This window comes from Nocardia wallacei (assembly GCF_014466955.1).
Taxonomy (GTDB): Bacteria; Actinomycetota; Actinomycetes; order Mycobacteriales; family Mycobacteriaceae; genus Nocardia; species Nocardia wallacei.
On the sequence record NZ_AP023396.1, the window covers coordinates 6,202,946 to 6,221,232 of the forward strand.

An 18,287-nucleotide genomic window follows, 5' to 3' on the forward strand; every position below is an offset into this window, starting at 1 on the left:
TCAGCGGTCCCGCGGGTCGACGATCTCGACGTCCGCGTCGATATACGGCTGTTCGGTGGACACGTGTGGCGTCTGCCGCGGCTCATCGAGCAAGACGTCGGGCTCGTCGCGCCCGGCGTTCACATCGGCGGCGGCGGCCTGGTCGCGCGCCGCGGCGGCGGCCGCCTCCCGCATCTCGATCGCGTCGGTGACCCACTCGCCGATCTCCCGGGTCACCTCGGCGACGGTGCCCGTGATGATCGACGCGATATTGCCGACGTGCCGTGCCCCGGACGACGTCAGCTCCTGGATCAGATCCTTGTTGCTTTCGAACTTCCCGATCATTCACACGCCCGCTTCGCTAGGATGCCGCTCTCGCATCACGATAACACCTGGCTGCGGGGTATTCCCGGAGAGCGCGGGCGGCAGTGCGAGCCGGAACAGCTTCAGCCACACCTCGCCGACCTGCTTGCTCAGCGGGCCGGTGTTGTAGGGCAGGCCGTACTTCTCGCACAGCGCGCGCACCTCGGGAGCGATCTCGGGGTAGCGGTTGGCCGGCAGATCCGGGAACAGGTGGTGCTCGATCTGGTGCGAGAGGTTTCCGGACATGATGTGGAACAGCTTGCTACCGGTGATGTTCGCCGAACCGAGCATCTGGCGCACGTACCACTCGCCCCGGGTCTCGTCCGCGGTCTCCTCTTCGGTGAACGTCTGTACGCCCGCCGGGAAGTGGCCGCAGAAGATGATCGAGTAGGCCCAGACATTGCGAACGATGTTGGCGGTGGCGTTCCCGGCCAGGGTGGACAGGAACAGCGGCCCGCTCAGCAGCGGGAACACCACGTAGTCCTTGAGCACCTGCTTACCGGCCTTGCGCAGCTGCCCCTTGGCCAGCCGCTTGATGTCGGACCACTTGCGCTTGCCCTTGACGATGTTGTCGGCCTCGAGGTCGTGCAGCATCACGCCCCACTCGAACAGCATCATCAGCAAGAAGGCGTACACCGGGTTGCCGAGGTAGTACGGATTCCACTTCTGGCCCTCGTCGATGCGCAGCACGCCGTACCCGATGTCGCGATCGCGGCCGTGGATGTTGGTGTAGGTGTGGTGCATGTAGTTGTGCGAGTGCTTCCACTGGTCGGCCGGGCAGACCGTATCCCATTCGAAGACACGGGAATTGAGCCCCGGCTCACGCATCCAGTCCCACTGGCCGTGCATGACGTTGTGGCCGATCTCCATGTTGTCCAGGATCTTCGACACACTCAGCGCGGCGACACCCGCCAGCCAGAACGGCGGTAGGAAGCCCAGGTACATCAGGCCGCGCCCGGCGACCTCGAACCCGCGCTGCGCCTTGATGATCGAGTAGATGTACTCCCGGTCGCGCTCGCCCAGGTCGGCGGTGATCCGCTCGCGCAGTTCGTCGAGCTGACGGCCGATCTCCTCGACCTGCTGCGGGCTGAGCACCAGCGGGCCGTCCTTGGTTTCGGTGAGAATGGTCATGAGTTGTTCTCCCCTTTCAGATTTCGATGTCGACGTCGCCGACCGCGGCACTGACGCAGAGCTGGATGGGCTGGTCGGGGTCGCGGTCCAGCTCGCCGGTGCGCAGGTCACGGGTGCAACCCGACCGCTTGACGGCCGTGCAGGAGAAGCAGATACCCATACGGCAGCCGTAATCCGGTGTGAGACCGGCCGACTCGGCCTGCTCCAGCAGGCTGGCGCCGGCATTGGCCTGCTGCACGCCACTGGCCGAGAACGTGGTGGTACCCGTGACGTCGGCCGGATCCACCGGCGTGGTCGAGAGGACGAATTCCTCGGTGTGCAGCCGGTCTTCCAGCCCCTCGACCTGATAGACGCGGCGCACCGAGTCCATCAGCGCGGGCGGGCCGCAGACGAAGGTCTCCCCCGTCGCGAACCACGGCGCCAGTTGCTCCACCGTGTCGTAGTCGAAGTAGCCGACAGGACGCGCGTCGGCCGCGCACGACCAGGGCATGCCATCGGGTGCTGCCGCGGCGTCGGCGGGAGCGGCCGGTGCGCCCGGGTCGCCCAGGCGCTCGCCCACACCGCAGCTCGGGTACCGCAGTTCGATGCGGAAGTTGTCGTGCCGCGCGGCGATGTCCTCCAGTTCCGCGCGATGCGGCACCGCCTCCGGCGCCTTCGCGTAGTGCAGGAAAACCACTGCGCCCGAATGCTTCTCCCGGTCGAGTGTGCGCAGCATCGACAGCACCGGCGTGATGCCGCTGCCGCCGCTGATCAGCAGGACCCGCTCCGGACGCGGATCGGGCAGCGCGAAGGTGCCCGCGGCGGGAGCCAGGTCCACCACCATGCCGGGGGTGGCGTGCCGGTAGAGGTACTGCGACACCAGGCCGTGCGAATGCGCCTTGACGGTCAGCCGCAGGCGCCGGTTCCCGCGTCCCTGCGCGTCGATCGGCGAATAGCAGCGGGTGTGCTTCACGCCGTCGATCAGCACACCGACCTGCACGTACTGTCCGGCGCGATGGCCGGTCCACTGCCAGGTCGGGCGCAGCGTCAAGGTCACCGAATCCGACGCCGAGTGCCGCACGTGGGTGATCTCGGCGCGCATGTCGCGCAGGGTGAGCGTCGGCCGCACCAATTCGAGATAGCGATCGAGCGGGTGCGGCGAAGTCAATGTCTGCACCAGGTCGATGAGTCCCACCATTCGGTTCTCCCAGAGCCTCGACGTAACGACTAGATTTTCGGTGCACATCTGTACACTCAGATAGTGTGCCTGCTGGTGCCATACAAGTTCAACCAGCAGATGCTGTGACCGAGGCAACATCCCTAGGAGAAGACGAATCGTGAACGGATGTATGCTCAGCGATGTGAGTGAGCAGGTGGAGTCCCGAGTCGAGCGCAAGGAGCGCACGCGGCAGGCCCTGCTGGAGGGCACGCTGGCGCTCGCCGCCGACCGTGGCTTCGCGGCCCTGTCCCTGCGCGAGATAGCGCGCTCGGCGGGCATCGTCCCGACCGCGTTCTACCGCCATTTCGCCTCACTGGACGAACTGGGCACCGCGCTGGTGGACGAGGGGGTGCGCCAACTGCGCCTGGCCCTGCGGGAATTGCGGCGCACGCCGGATGCCCGGCTCGCCGAGACCGTGCGTTTCGTCTTCGGCCAGGTCGCCGGGCGAGAGGCGTTGTACGGCTTCCTGATTCGGGAGCGGCACGGTGGGTCGGGCGCCCTGCGCGGCGCGATCGCGGTCGAGATGCAGCTCATCACCCGAGAGCTGGTGGTCGATATGTCGCGGATCCGGGCATTGGACACCTGGTCTCCCGACGATCTGGAGCTGGCGGCCGACCTGATCGTGTCCACCGTCGCCGACCACATCGCCGACTACGTGGCCGCGACGCTGCGCGACCGCGTGGACATCGTCGATCGCACGGTCCGGCAGGTGCGCATGATCGCCCTCGGCATGGCCGCCTGGCGATCTTCCAGCTGAGGCGCGGCGATAGGGTGGCGGTCGTATCAACGGCGGCGACCATGGGAGAAGCCTGCGTGACCAGCGTATCGATCGAGGAGTTTCCGGTAGCCGACGGCGGGCCGTACGCGGTGACGACGGGGCCCGACGGCGCGCTGTGGTTCACCTTGGTACGCGACGGGCGGATCGGCCGGCTGATTCCGGGCGGCGATCCGGACTATCACCGGCTCGCGCCGGACTGCGGTCCGACGATCATCACGCCGGGCCCGGACGGCGCGCTCTGGTTCACGGAGTATCGGGCGCATCGGATCGGCCGCATCGGCGTCGACGGCTCGGTCGCCGAGTTCTCGCTGCCCACAACGGATTCCGGACCCTTCGGCATCGCCGCCGGTCCCGACGAAGCGTTGTGGTTCACCGCGACCGCCGCCGATAGGATCGGCCGGATCACCACCACCGGTGAGGTTTCCGAATTCCCGCTGCCGCGCACGGGCGCGTTCGCGTCGGCAATCACCGCGGGGGCCGACGGCGGCATGTGGTTCACCATGAACCAGGCCGACGCGATCGGGCGCATCGGCATGGACGGCGCGATCACCGTATATCCCTTGCCCACAACCGATTCGGCACCCGTGGGGATCGCCGCCGGTCCCGACGGGGCGGTGTGGTTCGTCGCGATCGCGGCGGGCTACATCGGACGTATCACCCCGGACGGCGAGGTCACCGAATTCCCGCTACCCGACCGCGCCGGGCGGCCGCACGCGATCACGGCGGGCGGCGACGGCCGGTTGTGGTTCACCGAGTGGGCGGGTAACCGCGTCGGCTCCGTCACGGTCGACGGCGTCATCGAAACCCATGACCTGCCCACCGCCGGTGCCGAGCCGCACGGCATCGCGCCCGGCCCGGACGGCGCATTGTGGACGGCGTTGGAAAACGGTGCGCTGGTACGTATTACACCGTGACGAGGGTTCTCATCGCTCCAGCAGGGCGCGCAGTTCCGCGGTGATACGGTCGGGGTCCTCCTCCGCCATGAAGTGTCCCGAGGTGACCGTGGCGTGGGTCAGGTGCTCGGTCCACGCGCGCCAGCGGGCCGCGGCGTCGAAGCCGAGGGCGGCGCCCCAATCCTGCTGAAGCACGGTCACCGGCATGCGCAGGAGGTTTCCGGCAGCGCGGTCGGCCCGGTCGTGCTCGAGGTCGGTCGTGGCGGAGGCGCGGTAATCGGCGACGATCGAGGGCACGGCCTCGCGACAGGCATCCAGGTAGGCGGCGCGGATTGCGGCCGGGAAGGCGTCGAGACCCCAGATATCCAGGAAGTGGCCGAAGAAGGCGTCCGGGGAGTTCGCGATCAGCTGCTCGGGCAGGCCCGGCGGTTGCGCCATCAGATACAGGTGGAACCCGACCGCCGCGTCGACGCCGTGCATCACGTCCCACATGTCGAGCGTCGGCAGCACGTCCAGGCAGGCCAGATGGGTGATGGTGGCGGGATGGTCGAGTCCGGCCCGGAAGGCGACCAGGGCGCCGCGGTCGTGCCCCGCCAGGGCGAACCGCTCGTGGCCGAGGGCGGCGGCCAGCGCGACGATATCGGCCGCCATGGTCCGCTTGCTGTAGGTGTCGCCGTCGGCCTCGGCCGGTTTGTCGCTGGCACCGTAGCCGCGCAGGTCCGGGCAGATCACGGTGAAGTCGGCGGCCAGCCGGGCGGCCACGTGGCGCCACATCAGATGAGTCTGCGGAAATCCGTGCAGCAGCACGATCGGACGCCCCCGCCCGCCGATCGCGACATTCAGCGCGACGCCGGGCGCGACCGGCACACGGCGGTACTCGAAATCAGGGATGGTCGGTGTATCCATGAATCACTTTCGTCGGTAGGGAAGCCGCCGGTGCGGCGGTCCTCACCGACTCTGCCGCGAGCGAATCAGCATCCGATCAGTACGGTGGCCAGGGGTGGAGGCGTTGTTCCATGGTCGTCGAGACGGTAGGGAGCAGGATGCGCGAGGTCACGTTCGGCGTGCTCGGGCCGGTGACCGCCTGGGGTGCCGACGGGGGCGTGCTCGGGTTGAAGGGGCCGCGGCATCGTGCGGTGCTGGCGCGGTTGATCGTCGCTCGCGGGCGCCTGGTGCCGGTGTCGCGTCTGGTGGAAGACCTGTGGGCGGACCCGCCCGCGAGCGCGGTCGGCGCGGTTCGCACCTTCGTCGGCGACCTGCGGCGCGTGCTGGAACCGGACCGCGCGCCCCGCGCTGCCCCGCGATTGCTGGTGACCGAGGGGCCCGGTTACGCGTTGCGGGTCGCGCCGGACGCGGTCGATTCGTGGCGTTTCGAAACGGCCGTCCACGCGGCGGCGGGGTTGCCGCCCGCGCAGGCGGTGCGGCGGCTCGACGACGCGCTGCGTTTGTGGCGTGGCCTGTCCTATGCCGAATTCGCTGCGGAGGAATGGGTTCGCAGCGAGCGTGCCCGCCTGGCCGAGTTGCGCTTGCACGCCGTCGAACAGCGTGCCCGGGCCCGGCTGACATCGGGTGCGGCGGCCGAGGTGATCCCGGACCTGGACGCCCACGCGGCCGACCATCCGTGGCGGGAGGACGCCTGGGCGCTGCTGGCGTCGGCGTTGTATCAGGCTGGGCGCCAAGCGGATTCGCTCGCGGTGCTGCGCCGCGCCCGTGCGGCGCTGGCCGACGAACTCGGCTTGGACCCCGGCCCGCGCCTGCGCCGGTTGGAGGCCGACATCCTGGCGCAGGATCCGCGCCTGGAACCACGCCCGAGTCCCGCGACGGCGGCCGCCCAGGTGTGGACGGAGGCCGCCGCCGCGTACGACCGCACCGTTTCCGCCGGAGCCCACGCCCGCCTGGATTCGACCGTGAGCCTGCTCCGCAACCTCGCCGTCACCGGTGGCACCGGCCTCGAACTGGCGCGGGGTCATCGGCTGGCGGCCATCACGGCCGCCGAGGAATTCGGCGACCCCGACCTGACCGCCCGGGTGATCGGCGCCTTCGACGTCCCCGCGATCTGGACCCACAGCGACGACCCGTGCCAGGCCGAGCAGGTGGTCGCCGCCGCCGAACGCACCCTGGCCGCGCTACCCGCCGACGCACCACACGACCCGGTGCGCTGTCGCTTGCTCGCCACGATCGCCCTCGAGATGCGCGGCAGCCGCTCACCTCGCGGGCCCGAGGCAGCCCTTCGCGCCGAGGAGATCGCGCGACGGCTCGACGATCCCGCGCTGCTGGCCTTCGTGCTCAACGGCAAGTTCATGCAGTCGTGCACCCGGGCCGGGCTCGCGGCGCGGCGTGGTGAGATCGGTTCGGAGCTGATCGATCTGGCGGCCCGGCACGGGCTGGCGTCGTTCGAGATTCTGGGGCATCTGATACGGCTGCAGGCATGCGCCGCATTCGGTGATTTCGATGCGGCGGATCGTCATGCCGCCACGGCGGACCGCTTGGGCGAACGGTACGAACGGCCGTTGACCGGCGTGTTCACCGAGTGGTACCGCGCCCTTCGCCGCGCCGCCGGGTCCGGAGCCGATGCGGAACTCGCCTATCGCGCTGCCGCGCATCGTCTCGACGGTGCGGGGATGCCCGGGGTGCAGCGCGGCCTGCTGCCGCTCGCGCTGCTGTGCTTGCGGCTGTCGAGTGGCTCGTCCGCTCGCGATGCCGCCGAACACGTTGACCCGGAACAGGATTGGGGGCCGTACCGGCCTTGGATAATGCCATTCGTCGCGCTTCGGGAGAATCGCGATCCGGACGCTCGAGCCGCCTTGCGAGCGCTGCCGGAGGCGCCCGCCGACCTCGTGTACGAGGCCCGAATCTGCTTGGAAGCGGCCGTCGCGCTGGCGATAGGCGACCGAAAGACGTTGCGGCAGGCGCACACTCGGTTGCTACCCGCCGCCGCGGAACTCGCGGGGGCAGGTAGCGGCATGATCACCATCGGGCCGGTGCGGGACTGGCTGGACCGAATCGCTCACGCGCTGGATTGAATCGCGTCAGCGGCTCGTTTCGGCGGCGATGGCGTCGACGAAGTCGGGCAGGTCGTCCGGTTTGCGTGAGGTGATCAGGATCCAGCCGTTGTGGTCGCAACGCATCACCGACTGATCCACCCATTTCCCACCGGCGTTGACGATGTCGGTGCGCAGCGACGGGTAGGACGTCAGCGTCTTGCCGGGCAGCACCTCGGCGTCCACCAGCAGCCACGGACCGTGACAGATCGCGGCGATCGGCTTTCCCGCCGACTTCATGGAACGGACCAGTTCGCGGGCACGGTCGTCGGTGCGGAGCGTATCGGCGTTCACCGTGCCACCGGGCACCACCAGCACGTCGATGTCGTCGGGTGCCACGGCGTCCAAGGTGACGTCGGGCTGCACCGATTCGGCGGGCTCCAAGTCGTGGCGATAGGTCTGCACCGCTTCGCCTTTCATCGCGGCGTGCCGCACCTGAGCGCCACGTTCGCGCAGGCCGTCGCGTGGCACCACCAACTCGTCGTGCTCGACCCCGGCATTGGAGGTGACGATCAGGACGCGCACACCCTCGAGTTCCGCGGACACGGTTACCTCCTCTTCTCGGTTACCTGTGCGACCTACCCGGCGCGAAACGGCCCAAACGGCGGCACGCATCGCGCCCTGATGACAGCGGCTGACATAGGCGCTATGCTGATGACAGCGGCTGACATGAGCCTCTCTCGCACCGCGGTGCGAGCCTTGAACTCATCGCAGGAAGGTGTTCACCATGCGGGTATTCGTCACGGGAGCGTCCGGGCACGTAGGTTCCGCCGTGGTCCCGGAACTCCGCGCTGCCGGGCACGAGGTCGTCGGCCTGGCTCGGTCCCAGCGATCGGCCGACGCGCTGGTCGCTGCGGGCGCCGAGGTACATCGCGGCAACCTCGACGATCTAGAAGATCTCGCCGCCGCCGCGACCGCCGCCGACGGCGTGGTCCATCTGGCCTTCAAGCACGAGGACATGATGGCGGGCGATTACCTCGGCGCGGCCGACGCCGACCTGCGTGTCGTGGAGGCGTTCGGCGACGCTCTGGCTGGGACCGGTAAACCGCTGGTCATCACGTCAGGCACCGGGATGCTCGCCGCTCTGAACCGGGTCGGCACCGAGGACGACGCGCTCGCGTCCGGGCCGCGCATCGACGCCGAGAACACGGTGATCGGCTACGCGGACCGCGGCATCCGGTCCAGCGTGATCCGGCTCCCCCCGACCGTGCACAGCGACCTGGACCACCACGGTTTCGTCCCGACCCTGATCGCCATCGCCCGCGAGAAGGGTGTCTCCGGCTACGTCGGCGACGGCGCCAACCGCTGGCCCGCCGCCCACACCCGCGACGCCGCCCACCTCTACCGGCTCGCCCTCGAATCGGCCCCCGCCGGCTCGCGCCTGCACGCCGTCGACGACGAGGGCGTCCCCTTCCGCGACATCGCCGAATCCATCGCCCGCCACCTGAACCTCCCCACCGCGACCATCCCCCCGGAATCGGCCCCCACCCACTTCGGCTTCCTGGCCCCCATGGTCACCATGGACAACCCCACCTCCAGCACCCGAACCCGAAACCTCCTCGGCTGGAACCCCACCCACCCCCACCTCCTCGAAGACCTCGACACCGGGCACTATTTCGAAGCCCCAAACAAGCCCTGAACGCGCGGGGCGCCCGAACCACGTCCGTGCTTCGTGCACAACGGACCAACTGATCGCGATTCGTCCACAGCGAGCGCGTACTCCCGGTCCCCGCCGACGGCTACGGCAATCCGGTCGACCAGCGCATCACCGTTCACCAGAGCAAGATCCACGTTCAGCGCGTGCAGTGCTTCCACACCCGATTCCAGGTGAGCGATATCGCCGGTCGCTGCATCGACCCGTATCGCATGCACTGTTCGTGGCGCGAACCACGAGTCGTACGTTGCAAAAGCCATGCGGTACGCAAGATGTCGACCTGCGGGTGCTGTCGATCGAACCGCCCCGCCATGGCTTCCAACAAGTCGGACAACAGGAACCGTCATGCTTCCCCCTTCGCATTCCATTGCTAGATGGCAGCAGCGGCCCGAACCACAACGACCGCGGGCGGTCTCGGCACGGGATCACCGGCGAACCCGTCCGCGCCCGGTACAGGTTGCGGCAAGCGCGATTTGGAGGCATCAGCCGATTCGTTTCTCGCGGTCCCAGGATCGAGCGCATCGCGCGATGGCTGTATCGGAAGGAAAAAGATTGCCGCAGTGACCGCTACCAACACGGCGACCAAGCTGATAATCAGGATCATTCGACACCTCGAGGTCGGTTCGTCAGGTGCCGTCGACCGTGGGCTCGACTCCGAATACGGCCGGGTACATTCCGTACCCCTGGCTGATTGGCTAGCCTTGATTCGGGGAGCGACGAGGAGGCGCATCGTGGATGGCGAGGAGAGCCTGGCGATCGGGCGGCGGATCAAGTCGCGGAGGGAGCGGGTGGGGATGTCGCGGCCGGTGCTGGCCGGGCTGATCGGTAAATCGGCGGAGTGGTTGAAAGCTGTCGAGAACGGCGGCTTCAGACGCCGAAGCTTCCGGTTCTGCTGCGCATCGCCCAAGCTCTCGAGATTCGGGACCTGGCCGAACTGACCGGTGACGGACATGCCGTGCCGGTCGCGGTGTTCGCTGGGGCGCGCCATGCGGCGTTGACCGAGGTGCAGAGCGCACTGACGGACTTTCGTGCCGGTCCGGCCGAACGGCGGACGCCGACGCGGCACCTAGCCGAACGGCTGCGGCAGGCGTGGAACATCCGGCATGCCAGCCCGGACCATCGCACACAGTTGGGTGCGTTGCTGCCAGGGCTGATTCGCGACGCGCAAACGGCCGCGCGCACGCCCGGCGCCGAACGCCGCGACGCCCGCCGAATCCTAGCCGGGGTCTACCAACTCGCCGACTTCTACGTTGCCTACCAACCTGCCCCGGAACTGGTCTGGATGGTCGCTGACCGCGGGCTCAATGAGGGCTACGAAGCCGATGATCCGTATGTGATCGCCTGCAGCGCATGGTCGATGGTGCAGGCACTGCGCGATTGCGGTCGATGGGAAGAGGCGATCGGACTCGCTCGCGACTCGATCGACCGTTTGACGCCCTACCTCGATAGGGACAGCACCTCGGACGATTGGCGCGGCATCGCGGGCGCACTCGACGCCGAGATCGCCTACGTGCACGCGCGGCGCGGGCGACACGGCGACGCCTGGCGCTACTGGGATCGCGCCGATCGCACCGCGAAGAAGCTCGGGCCGTCGTATCGGCATGTGCAGACATCGTTTTCGCAGCCGGTGATGGGTGCGCACGCGGTGACGCTCGGCGTGGAGCTGCGGCGTCCCGGCGAAGCGTTGCGGGCAGCGCAAGCACTCCACGCGGATCGAATCGCCTCCGTCCCCCGCCGCAGCAGGCACTTCATCGAAGTCGCCCGCGCTCACAACCACCGCGGTGATTCGGTCGCCGCACTCGCCCTGCTGTCGGAATCGGAACGCACCGCGCCGGAAACCATCCGATACAACGGTTTCGCCCGCGACCTGCTCCTCGGCCTGCTGAAATCACCTCCACCGGGTAGGCGAGACGAGGTACGAGCCTTGAGTCATCGCGTCGGCGTAGCAGCCTGATCGCCAGGGCTCGAGACAACGAGAGCGGCCGTGTCGCAATGCATTACGTCGCACGGGTCTGAGGAAATCCAGACCACTCGGCTGCCAATGGGCCTACACTTGGTAAGTGGGTCGGGAGCAGTGGGAAACACCGGAAGAGCAGGCCATTCGTCGGAAGAACCGGCTGCGGCTGGCCGTCGTGGGGCCTATCGCGATTTTGATTGTGGCGATTGCGGTGATCGCGTACGTCCGCAATCCGGAAGATACCGATTCGGCGACCCATGCCGCGCCGGTGTTCGTCGGGGGGTGGCAAGGGGCAGCCGACAACGGTCGGGAGACCTTCGATGTCGCCTTGACCATCAACGGCGAGGGGGCCGAGCAGGCCGCCACCTCGTCGCATACCAACAGAGCCACGGGGGCTCGCTGCGATCGGGTGGAGCGCGTGGTCAGCGCTTCGGAGACCGAGCTGACTCTCGCCGCGAAGTCGGTCACCGGAACGGGCTGCGACAAGGACGCGCAGTCGACGATCCAACTGCACACCGACGGGTCCATCGCTTATCGCACCGGCGCTGTCGGCACCACCATCAACGGTGTGCTGCACAAGGTTTGAGCCCAAGTCAACGACGCACCACGATCACCGTCCCCTGTGACAGCAGCGTGGTCGCGGTGAGGCCGAACATGGCGCGGAAGGTATCGCTGAAGTGGCTGGGTGAGGCGAATCCGGCTGCGGTGGCGGCGGTGGTGAGGTCGCTGCCTGCGGCGACCGCCGACGCCACCGAGAGCATTCGCACCCACTGGCGGTAACGCCGGAAACTGGTTCCGGCGCACGCGGCGAACAGATGGAGGAAACGAGAAGTCGACAGGCCCGCCGCGGCGGCGAGCTGTGGGGCGCCGAGATCCGCTGCCGGATCATCGAGGATCGTGTTCATGGCCTGCCGGATACGGTGATCGGCCACCCCGGGCGCCTCGCCCTCGAGCAGGATGCGACGTATCTCCTCGGGATCGGCGCGGCCGGACAGTGCCGCGAACAATTCGTCCTCGGCGCGGTGTGCCGACGCGATCGGCTCGGATCGATCCAGCATCGCGGCGCGCAGGCGGTCGGCGTGTACCGAACGCGGATCCAGGTAGAAGAACAGCATGCGGCCGTCACCGGCGTCGATGCGGTGCACGGTGCGAGCTGGCACCAGCACACTCCGGCGGGTGCGCACGCCGGTGGACGGGGTGGTGACACGGAACGGGGCGTCCACCCCGAACGCGAAACAGTGGACCGGCGTCGAATGCGCATCCAGGTGGAAAGACGGCCCGAGATACGCGGCATGACCGGCCCACAGCCACACCATCCGGGTGGCGCGTTCGGGCAACGCGGCAGTCATACCGGTCATAATCCCAGTTCGCACCGTTCAGGCGACGACCAGCACCACCGCCGCGCCAAGGGCTTCGACGAGGAAGTAGAACCAGATCGGATAGAAGGCGGTGGCGCCGTCGAGCACCCGGGACAGCACACGTCCGGCCGCCATTCCCGCCAACGCCACTCCCACGGTCACCGCGGCCCCGCTGCGCAGATCGCCGGTGCCCGACGCGGCCCACCCCAGCAACCCCGCGATCGCCAGCCCGAATCCGCCATAGACCGCACGGACCTCCGAACGGCTCACCGCGCTGTCCACAACCAGCCCGAACGGCCGAGCCAGCAACGCCGGCGCCACCAGCGCGTAAATCCCCATGCCCGCGAAGAACAGGCCGACCGCGGCGAGGACCACCGCCCTCATCGCTCGTTCCCACCGGCTCGCACCAGGATCGTTCCGCCCGCCAGCACCGCCAGCCCGACGAGATCGACGATCGCCACCCGGACCAGGGCATAGGCTTTGCCCACCGACAGCGCACCGAGCGCGGGCTGCCTGATTCCCACGGGTTACTCCTCGGGCTCGAATTCACCCGATACTCCCCCGCCCCGGCAACATCGCGCTTCCGAAATCGTGCTGCCCGGATCGACCGTGCGATAACCTCACGGGTCGCGCCGACGAACTCAGGCGGTGGCCTCGGCGTGATAGCGATCGAAATGCTCTCGCCAAGGCCGGGCGCGCTCCTCCGGAGACATGGCGAGCAGGCGGTTCAGCTTCTCCCAGTCGGAATTTTGGGCAGGAGTGAGTATCTGGACCCAGGAACCGCTCATCGACGGTAACGACATGCTGGTCATGACGACCTCCATATCGCCGCTGGCGACATTGCGAACCATACGGTACCGGCCCAGCGGCGAGGCGACGTCGTTGCGCGCCCACAGAGCGGCGAAACGCGCACTGCGCGAACACATGTCGTCGATGAACGCGGCCCATTCCGGATCGTGCAGATTCTTGGCGTAACCGCTGCGCAGAAACCCGACCATGCGGCAGATCTGCTCGGGCTGACCGGGGTACGGGTTGCAGCAATCCTCGGTGAAGAACACCTTGCGAATCACATTGCGCTCACCCCGGATGAACCCCGGGCACAACGCGGCGTAGGCCTCGTTGTGGGCCAGCACGTCGTATCGCGCCGACAGCAACACCGCCGGTAGCGGATACAGGTGATCCAGAATCACCTGCAATTCCTCGGGAACCCCCTCCTCGGCATGCCAGCTCGGCACGGTCGGCACATCCGCCAGCCGATAGAGATGGGCCCGCTCGACAGCATCCAGCGCGAGGGTACGCGCGATCGCATCCAGCACTTGCACACTGACGTTGATGTCCCGCCCTTGCTCCAGCCAGGTGTACCAAGTGACTCCCACGCCCGCGAGCTGGGCAACCTCCTCACGCCGCAACCCCGGCGTACGCCGTCGCGGGCCGGAGGGCAGCCCCACATCGTCCGGCGTGATCCGAGCCCGGCGAGTCCGCAGAAACGCCGCCAGCTCGGTACGCCGAACCTTCCGTACCGTCCGCGACTCGGCAACCATGCTCCCCATCCTCGCCGACCAGCAACCTGGTATCCAGGTGCTGCCACTACCAGGATGAGCAGGCTCCTGTTACCCGGATCCGGGGTGACGCAGGCTCGGCGGCATGACACGAACGTTGCCTGAAACTCCACCGGCGACCGGCGTATCGGCGCTGTCGTCCGGTCGGTCCCTGACCGTTCTCGCCGTGATTCTGCTCGGGCAGTTCATGGCGGTGCTCGATGCCTCTATCGTCAATGTCGCCATACCTTCCATCCGTACTTCGCTCAATGCCAGTGGGTCGGCGTTGCAGCTGATCGTGTCCGGTTACGTGATCTCCTATGCGGTACTGCTGGTGACCGGTGCGCGGTTGGGGGACAAGGTCGGGCAGCGGGCGATGTTCCGCACCGGGCTGGCGGTGTTCACGGTGGCCTCGCTCGCCTGCGGGCTGGCATGGAATACGTTGGCGCTCATCATATTCCGTTTCGTCCAGGGTGTGGGTGCGGCAACCATGGTGCCGCAGGTGATGACGCTGATCCAGAAGACGTTCGGCGGTGGCGCGCGGGCGCGGGCATTGTCGGCCTATGCGGCGGTGATCTCCGGCGCTATGGTGGTCGGGCAGATCGTCGGTGGACTGCTCGTCAACGCCGACATCGCCGGAAGTGGTTGGCGCGGCGTATTTCTGGTGAATGTGCCGATCGGCCTGGCACTGCTGGTGCTCGCGCCGAGGGTGCTCCCGGGCGCGACCGTCCGGGTCGAGCGCAAGCTGGATCTGGCCGGATTGGCCGCCCTCACCCCGGCCGTCCTGCTGCTGGTGCTGCCCCTCGTCCTCGGCCACGAGCAGCGCTGGCCGACCTGGACCTGGGTCGCGCTGGCTGGTGCGGTAATCGGTTTCGCCGTCTTCGCCCTCGTCGAGCGCCGCGTGCACCGGCGCGGCGGCGAACCGCTGTTCGCCGATCGGGTGCTGCGCGCGCCCGGTCTGGTGCTGGTCGCGGTCACGCTGTTCGTGATCATGTCCACCTTCAGCGGCTGGCTGTTCGTCACCGCGATTCATCTACAGGGCCCGCTCGGCTACTCCGCGCTGCACGCCGGTCTGCTGTTCATCCCGTTCGGCGGGGTCTACGCGCTCGCCGGACTGAACTGGCAGCGGATACCGAAACGCCTGCAGCCGTTCACGACTCCGGGCGGTCTGGCGGTCGGCGCGGTGATGATCGTGCTGCTCGGCCTGCGCCTGCGGGACGGCCACGCCATGGGGCCCTGGAACTGACGATCTTCGGCGTCACGGGCCTCGGGTTCGGAATCGCCTTCAGCCCGTTGATGACTCGCGCTCTGAGCAAGGTGCCGCCCGCTCTGGCCGCCGACGCCAGCGGAATCCTCGTCACCAGTGTGCAATTGGGCATCGTGATCGGCATCGCCGGTTTCGGCTCGCTGTTCCTGAGCCAAGCCACGGCCTCGTCCGCGACCCACGCCCTCGGCGTCACGGGCGTGGCCGAGGGGATAACGGTGCTGGTCGCGAGCGCGCTGGCGGCCCGCGCCGTGCGGTGACACGTGCAGAAGGGCACCCCGCGAGACTCCGCGAGGTGCCCTTCCCGTATCCGAGCTGGTGCGAGCACCGCCTCAGATGGTACAGAGAAAATCGGAATCTCTCTCTACCGCAACAGATCACCCGCAATATCGCGGCGGCGACGTCATCGCTCGCGTATCACGCGGCGGCAGAATGGGCTCGTCCTCCTCGGCCTCCGCGCCGTCCTCGATGAGCCGCCCCCGCGCCAGTTCGGCGTTCAGCCCGGCGCCGAGCAGCGCCGCCACATTGAGAATCCACAGCCACACCAGGAAGATCACCGCCCCGGCCAGCGATCCGTACACCTTGTTGTAGGAGCCGAAATGCGCCACGTACACACTGAATCCGGCCGAGGCGACGAGCCACACCAGCACCGCCAGCACACTGCCCGGAGTCAGCCACCGGAATCCCGGCTGCCGCGCGTTCGGCGCGACCCAGTACAGCAGGCTCACCACCGCGCCCATGAGCACGGCGACCACCGGCCACTTCGCCAGCGACCACGCCGAATTCACGAACCACCCGCCGCCGAGTCGATGCACGACGGCGCTGGTCGCCAGGCCGACGACGGCGCACAGCCCGATCAGCACCACGAGCGCGGCGGTGACGCCGAGTCGCATCGGCACCGTTTTCCACACCGGCCGCCCCTCCCGCACCTCGTAGATTCCGTTGGCCGCCCGCACGAACGCGCCGACGTACCCCGACGCGATCCACATCGCCACGGCCAAACCCACGAACGCCAGCGGCCCGGCGAGCTGCCGGCTGCCCTGTAGTTCGTTCACCACATCCACCAGCAACTCCGTGCCCCGGCCGGGCCCCAGCTCCCGGATGGCCCCGATCAGCGGTGAGGTGGCCGACGGCCGCAGCAGACCCACGAACGCCGTCAGCATGATCAAGCCCGGAAAGATCGAGAGCACACTGTAATAGGTGAGCGCGGCGGCCCGATCGGTCAGCGTGTCGTCCCACAGCGCGACGCCCAGCCGCCGCACCGCCGTCCACCACGTGCGCTTGCGGAGCCCGGTCGGACCCGCCGACCAATCCACCGACGCCTGGCCGCCTGTTTCGGATCCGTTCACCTGCGCCTCCCTCACCGGGGCGCGATACCCGAATCACGGAGATCACAAACTACGCCGACACGGGGTGAGCGGCCTACGATCGATGAGAACAGCTGCGCCGGAATGACAACGAACACACCTGTTTGAGATCTCCGTGGCTGTCTATGTACTTCACGGACGCGGCCCGCCGGGCCGCGCGTGAAGACGGTGAGGAGAGGTCGGCGTGGCCTGGGAGCTGGGTTGGCTGGTACCTGTGTCGGTGACGGCGATAGGTAGCGCGGCGGTGGTCGTGATCGCGATGTACTGGATGTTCGCGGTCGGATACGAACGGCAGATCCGCGCCCGCTTCCGTGGCAGCGCCGCCCGCCGCCGCTGGGACTCCCACTATCTCGGCATGTGATCGGAGGAGCAAGACCCCGATCGATCCCCGGCCGTGGCGCCCCGACCGCCGCACATCGTCGTCCGATGCGCGCGTCGAGGTAGACGCCGCGCCGGGAATTCCGCGGCAGGCCACATCACAGCGCGCTACGCCGGTACGCTCGCGCGACGGCACAGAACAGGAGTGAACGCATGGATTCGAGTGACGAAGTCGCCGAGCCGGTGACACCCACCCGGACCATCGGCGTGCGGGTGCGGGCGGATTTCGAGGACCTGGCGCTGCTGCGCGCCGTGACCGAAACCGTCGCCCTCTTCGCGGATTTCGCGATGGACCAGGTCGTCGACATCCGCCTGGCCGTGGAGGAGGTCGCGGGCGCCCTCGTGCAGGACAGCGTGCGCGACACCGAGCTCGACTGCGCGTTCGAGTACGACCGCGCGGGCATGCGCGTGCGGATCACCGGGGTCACCACGTCGGAGAAGGGCCCCGACGAGGGCGGCATGGGCTGGCACATCGTGTCGGCGCTCACCGATGCGCTGACGACGTCGGTGGGCCCGTTCGAATCGGCGCTGGGCGGGCACCGCGCGACCATCGAATTCTGCTGCACCGCGGCGGTCACCGATGACCGATGATCGCTCCACGCCGCGGCGGCCGCGGCGCTCCACCCCCGACAGCTATGACAACATCGAGCCGCTGTTCGTCCAGCTCCACGCGCTGGACCCGGACGATCCGCAGCGCCGGGCGCTCCGCGAAACCATCATCTCGCGGTGCCTGCCGGTCGCCGAGCACATCGCGCGCAAATTCTCCGGGCGCGGTGAGAGTTTCGAGGATCTCGTGCAGATCGCGCGGGTGGGCCTGGTCGCGGCGGTCGACCGTTTCGATCCCGAGGTCGGCAGCACATTCCTCGGCTACGCGGTGCCCACGATCATGGGCGAGGTCCGCCGGCACTTCCGCGACTACACCTGGGCGGTGCGAGTTCCGCGGCGGCTCAAGGAGATTCAGATCAAGCTGGGCCCGGCGACCGACGACCTGACGCACCGGCTGGGCCGGGTGCCCACGGCCCGGGAGATCGCCGAAGAACTCGACGTCGATCTGGCCGAGGTGACCCAGGCGCTGATCGCCCGCAACGGCTATCAGGCGAGTTCGCTCGATTCGGCCGCCGACACCGACGACGGCGCCTCCTCACTGCTGGACACCCTCGGCACGGAGGAGCCGCAATTCGGCGCGATCGACAACTATCTGGCCGTCAAACCGCTGCTGGCCGCGCTGCCCGACCGGGAGCGCCGGATCTTGTCCATGCGGTTCGGCGACTCGATGACCCAGCAGCAGATCGCCGAACAGCTCGGCTGCTCCCAGATGCAAATTTCCCGGATTCTGTCGAAAACGCTGAAGAAATTGCGGGATCAGGCGCTGCAGGAGTAATCGGGAG

22 protein-coding genes are annotated in these 18,287 nt (G+C 68.2%); 12 read left to right on the plus strand and 10 right to left on the minus strand.

The annotated features are described in order from the left end of the window. Genes NWFMUON74_RS27580 through NWFMUON74_RS27590 form a run of 3 tightly spaced genes read right to left on the minus strand, consistent with a single transcriptional unit; the run spans nucleotide 1 to nucleotide 2,650 of the window. Entirely contained in the window at nucleotides 1-324 is a 324-nt protein-coding gene (locus NWFMUON74_RS27580; protein ID WP_187684672.1) for a hypothetical protein, read from the minus strand. Then, the gene (locus NWFMUON74_RS27585) at nucleotides 325-1,473 is read right to left on the minus strand and encodes a fatty acid desaturase family protein (RefSeq protein WP_187684673.1); all 1,149 of its coding nucleotides are present in this window, start codon (nucleotides 1,471-1,473) and stop codon (nucleotides 325-327) included. A 16-nt stretch (nucleotides 1,474-1,489) separates the two neighbouring features. Further along, nucleotides 1,490-2,650: a ferredoxin reductase gene (locus NWFMUON74_RS27590; RefSeq protein ID WP_187684674.1), complete on the minus strand. Its 1,161-nt coding sequence runs from the start codon at nucleotides 2,648-2,650 to the stop codon at nucleotides 1,490-1,492. 163 nt (nucleotides 2,651-2,813) lie between these two features. On the opposite strand from NWFMUON74_RS27590, the gene NWFMUON74_RS27595 reads away from it, so the two are divergent. Both NWFMUON74_RS27595 and NWFMUON74_RS27600 read left to right on the plus strand, forming a co-directional pair. Beyond that, complete coding sequence (locus tag NWFMUON74_RS27595) at nucleotides 2,814-3,428, plus strand: TetR family transcriptional regulator (RefSeq protein ID WP_425300548.1); 615 nt, start codon at nucleotides 2,814-2,816, stop codon at nucleotides 3,426-3,428. Between the two features lie 56 nt (nucleotides 3,429-3,484). Next, nucleotides 3,485-4,363, plus strand: coding sequence for a Vgb family protein (locus NWFMUON74_RS27600; RefSeq protein WP_187684675.1), 879 nt, complete (start codon nucleotides 3,485-3,487; stop codon nucleotides 4,361-4,363). Nucleotides 4,364-4,372: 9 nt separating this feature from the next. Here the strand turns inward: NWFMUON74_RS27600 and NWFMUON74_RS27605 are convergent, their stop codons facing one another. Then, nucleotides 4,373-5,248 (minus strand): alpha/beta fold hydrolase, encoded by an 876-nt coding sequence (locus NWFMUON74_RS27605; RefSeq protein WP_187684676.1) that lies wholly within the window; start codon nucleotides 5,246-5,248, stop codon nucleotides 4,373-4,375. A gap of 137 nt (nucleotides 5,249-5,385) precedes the next feature. On the opposite strand from NWFMUON74_RS27605, the gene NWFMUON74_RS27610 reads away from it, so the two are divergent. Next, nucleotides 5,386-7,365 (plus strand): AfsR/SARP family transcriptional regulator, encoded by a 1,980-nt coding sequence (locus NWFMUON74_RS27610; protein ID WP_187684677.1) that lies wholly within the window; start codon nucleotides 5,386-5,388, stop codon nucleotides 7,363-7,365. Nucleotides 7,366-7,371: 6 nt separating this feature from the next. On the opposite strand, the gene NWFMUON74_RS27615 is transcribed toward NWFMUON74_RS27610, so the two are convergent. Further along, nucleotides 7,372-7,929, minus strand: coding sequence for a type 1 glutamine amidotransferase domain-containing protein (locus NWFMUON74_RS27615; protein ID WP_187684678.1), 558 nt, complete (start codon nucleotides 7,927-7,929; stop codon nucleotides 7,372-7,374). A gap of 181 nt (nucleotides 7,930-8,110) precedes the next feature. Here NWFMUON74_RS27615 and NWFMUON74_RS27620 point away from each other — a divergent pair, with 181 nt between their 5' ends. From NWFMUON74_RS27620 to NWFMUON74_RS27630, 4 genes are all read left to right on the plus strand, one after another. Further along, on the plus strand, nucleotides 8,111-9,022 hold the full coding sequence (locus NWFMUON74_RS27620; protein WP_187684679.1) for an SDR family oxidoreductase: 912 nt from the start codon (nucleotides 8,111-8,113) through the stop codon (nucleotides 9,020-9,022). Nucleotides 9,023-9,411: 389 nt separating this feature from the next. Next, entirely contained in the window at nucleotides 9,412-9,975 is a 564-nt protein-coding gene (locus NWFMUON74_RS36355; protein WP_232110628.1) for a helix-turn-helix domain-containing protein, read from the plus strand. 17 nt (nucleotides 9,976-9,992) lie between these two features. After that, nucleotides 9,993-10,991, plus strand: coding sequence for an XRE family transcriptional regulator (locus NWFMUON74_RS36360; protein ID WP_232110629.1), 999 nt, complete (start codon nucleotides 9,993-9,995; stop codon nucleotides 10,989-10,991). A gap of 106 nt (nucleotides 10,992-11,097) precedes the next feature. After that, nucleotides 11,098-11,580, plus strand: a complete 483-nt coding sequence (locus tag NWFMUON74_RS27630; protein ID WP_187684680.1) for a hypothetical protein — start codon at nucleotides 11,098-11,100, stop codon at nucleotides 11,578-11,580. 7 nt (nucleotides 11,581-11,587) lie between these two features. Here the strand turns inward: NWFMUON74_RS27630 and NWFMUON74_RS27635 are convergent, their stop codons facing one another. From NWFMUON74_RS27635 to NWFMUON74_RS27650, 4 genes are all read right to left on the minus strand, one after another. Next, on the minus strand, nucleotides 11,588-12,343 hold the full coding sequence (locus NWFMUON74_RS27635; protein ID WP_232110630.1) for an AraC family transcriptional regulator: 756 nt from the start codon (nucleotides 12,341-12,343) through the stop codon (nucleotides 11,588-11,590). A gap of 27 nt (nucleotides 12,344-12,370) precedes the next feature. Then, nucleotides 12,371-12,736, minus strand: a complete 366-nt coding sequence (locus NWFMUON74_RS27640) for a DUF4345 family protein (protein WP_187684682.1) — start codon at nucleotides 12,734-12,736, stop codon at nucleotides 12,371-12,373. Further along, nucleotides 12,733-12,876: a hypothetical protein gene (locus NWFMUON74_RS27645; protein ID WP_187684683.1), complete on the minus strand. Its 144-nt coding sequence runs from the start codon at nucleotides 12,874-12,876 to the stop codon at nucleotides 12,733-12,735. Before NWFMUON74_RS27645 ends, NWFMUON74_RS27640 begins: the two co-directional genes overlap by 4 nt. A gap of 117 nt (nucleotides 12,877-12,993) precedes the next feature. Beyond that, complete coding sequence (locus tag NWFMUON74_RS27650; RefSeq protein ID WP_232110631.1) at nucleotides 12,994-13,893, minus strand: helix-turn-helix transcriptional regulator; 900 nt, start codon at nucleotides 13,891-13,893, stop codon at nucleotides 12,994-12,996. 103 nt (nucleotides 13,894-13,996) lie between these two features. Here NWFMUON74_RS27650 and NWFMUON74_RS27655 point away from each other — a divergent pair, with 103 nt between their 5' ends. Both NWFMUON74_RS27655 and NWFMUON74_RS36365 read left to right on the plus strand, forming a co-directional pair. Then, a complete protein-coding gene (locus tag NWFMUON74_RS27655; RefSeq protein ID WP_232110632.1) occupies nucleotides 13,997-15,136 on the plus strand; it encodes an MFS transporter in 1,140 nt (379 codons plus the stop codon). 50 nt (nucleotides 15,137-15,186) lie between these two features. Further along, nucleotides 15,187-15,414, plus strand: a complete 228-nt coding sequence (locus NWFMUON74_RS36365; RefSeq protein WP_232110633.1) for a hypothetical protein — start codon at nucleotides 15,187-15,189, stop codon at nucleotides 15,412-15,414. A gap of 117 nt (nucleotides 15,415-15,531) precedes the next feature. Here the strand turns inward: NWFMUON74_RS36365 and NWFMUON74_RS27660 are convergent, their stop codons facing one another. Next, on the minus strand, nucleotides 15,532-16,503 hold the full coding sequence (locus NWFMUON74_RS27660; protein WP_187684685.1) for a YihY/virulence factor BrkB family protein: 972 nt from the start codon (nucleotides 16,501-16,503) through the stop codon (nucleotides 15,532-15,534). A 202-nt stretch (nucleotides 16,504-16,705) separates the two neighbouring features. Here NWFMUON74_RS27660 and NWFMUON74_RS27665 point away from each other — a divergent pair, with 202 nt between their 5' ends. The 3 genes from NWFMUON74_RS27665 (at nucleotide 16,706) to NWFMUON74_RS27675 (ending at nucleotide 18,280) form a co-directional block, all read left to right on the plus strand. After that, the gene (locus NWFMUON74_RS27665; RefSeq protein ID WP_187684686.1) at nucleotides 16,706-16,882 is read left to right on the plus strand and encodes a hypothetical protein; all 177 of its coding nucleotides are present in this window, start codon (nucleotides 16,706-16,708) and stop codon (nucleotides 16,880-16,882) included. A gap of 170 nt (nucleotides 16,883-17,052) precedes the next feature. Continuing rightward, a complete protein-coding gene (locus NWFMUON74_RS27670) occupies nucleotides 17,053-17,490 on the plus strand; it encodes an ATP-binding protein (RefSeq protein WP_187684687.1) in 438 nt (145 codons plus the stop codon). Next, the gene (locus NWFMUON74_RS27675) at nucleotides 17,480-18,280 is read left to right on the plus strand and encodes an RNA polymerase sigma factor SigF (protein WP_187684688.1); all 801 of its coding nucleotides are present in this window, start codon (nucleotides 17,480-17,482) and stop codon (nucleotides 18,278-18,280) included. The genes NWFMUON74_RS27670 and NWFMUON74_RS27675 overlap by 11 nt, the downstream gene beginning before the upstream one ends. The last annotated feature ends 7 nt before the right edge of the window (nucleotides 18,281-18,287 follow it).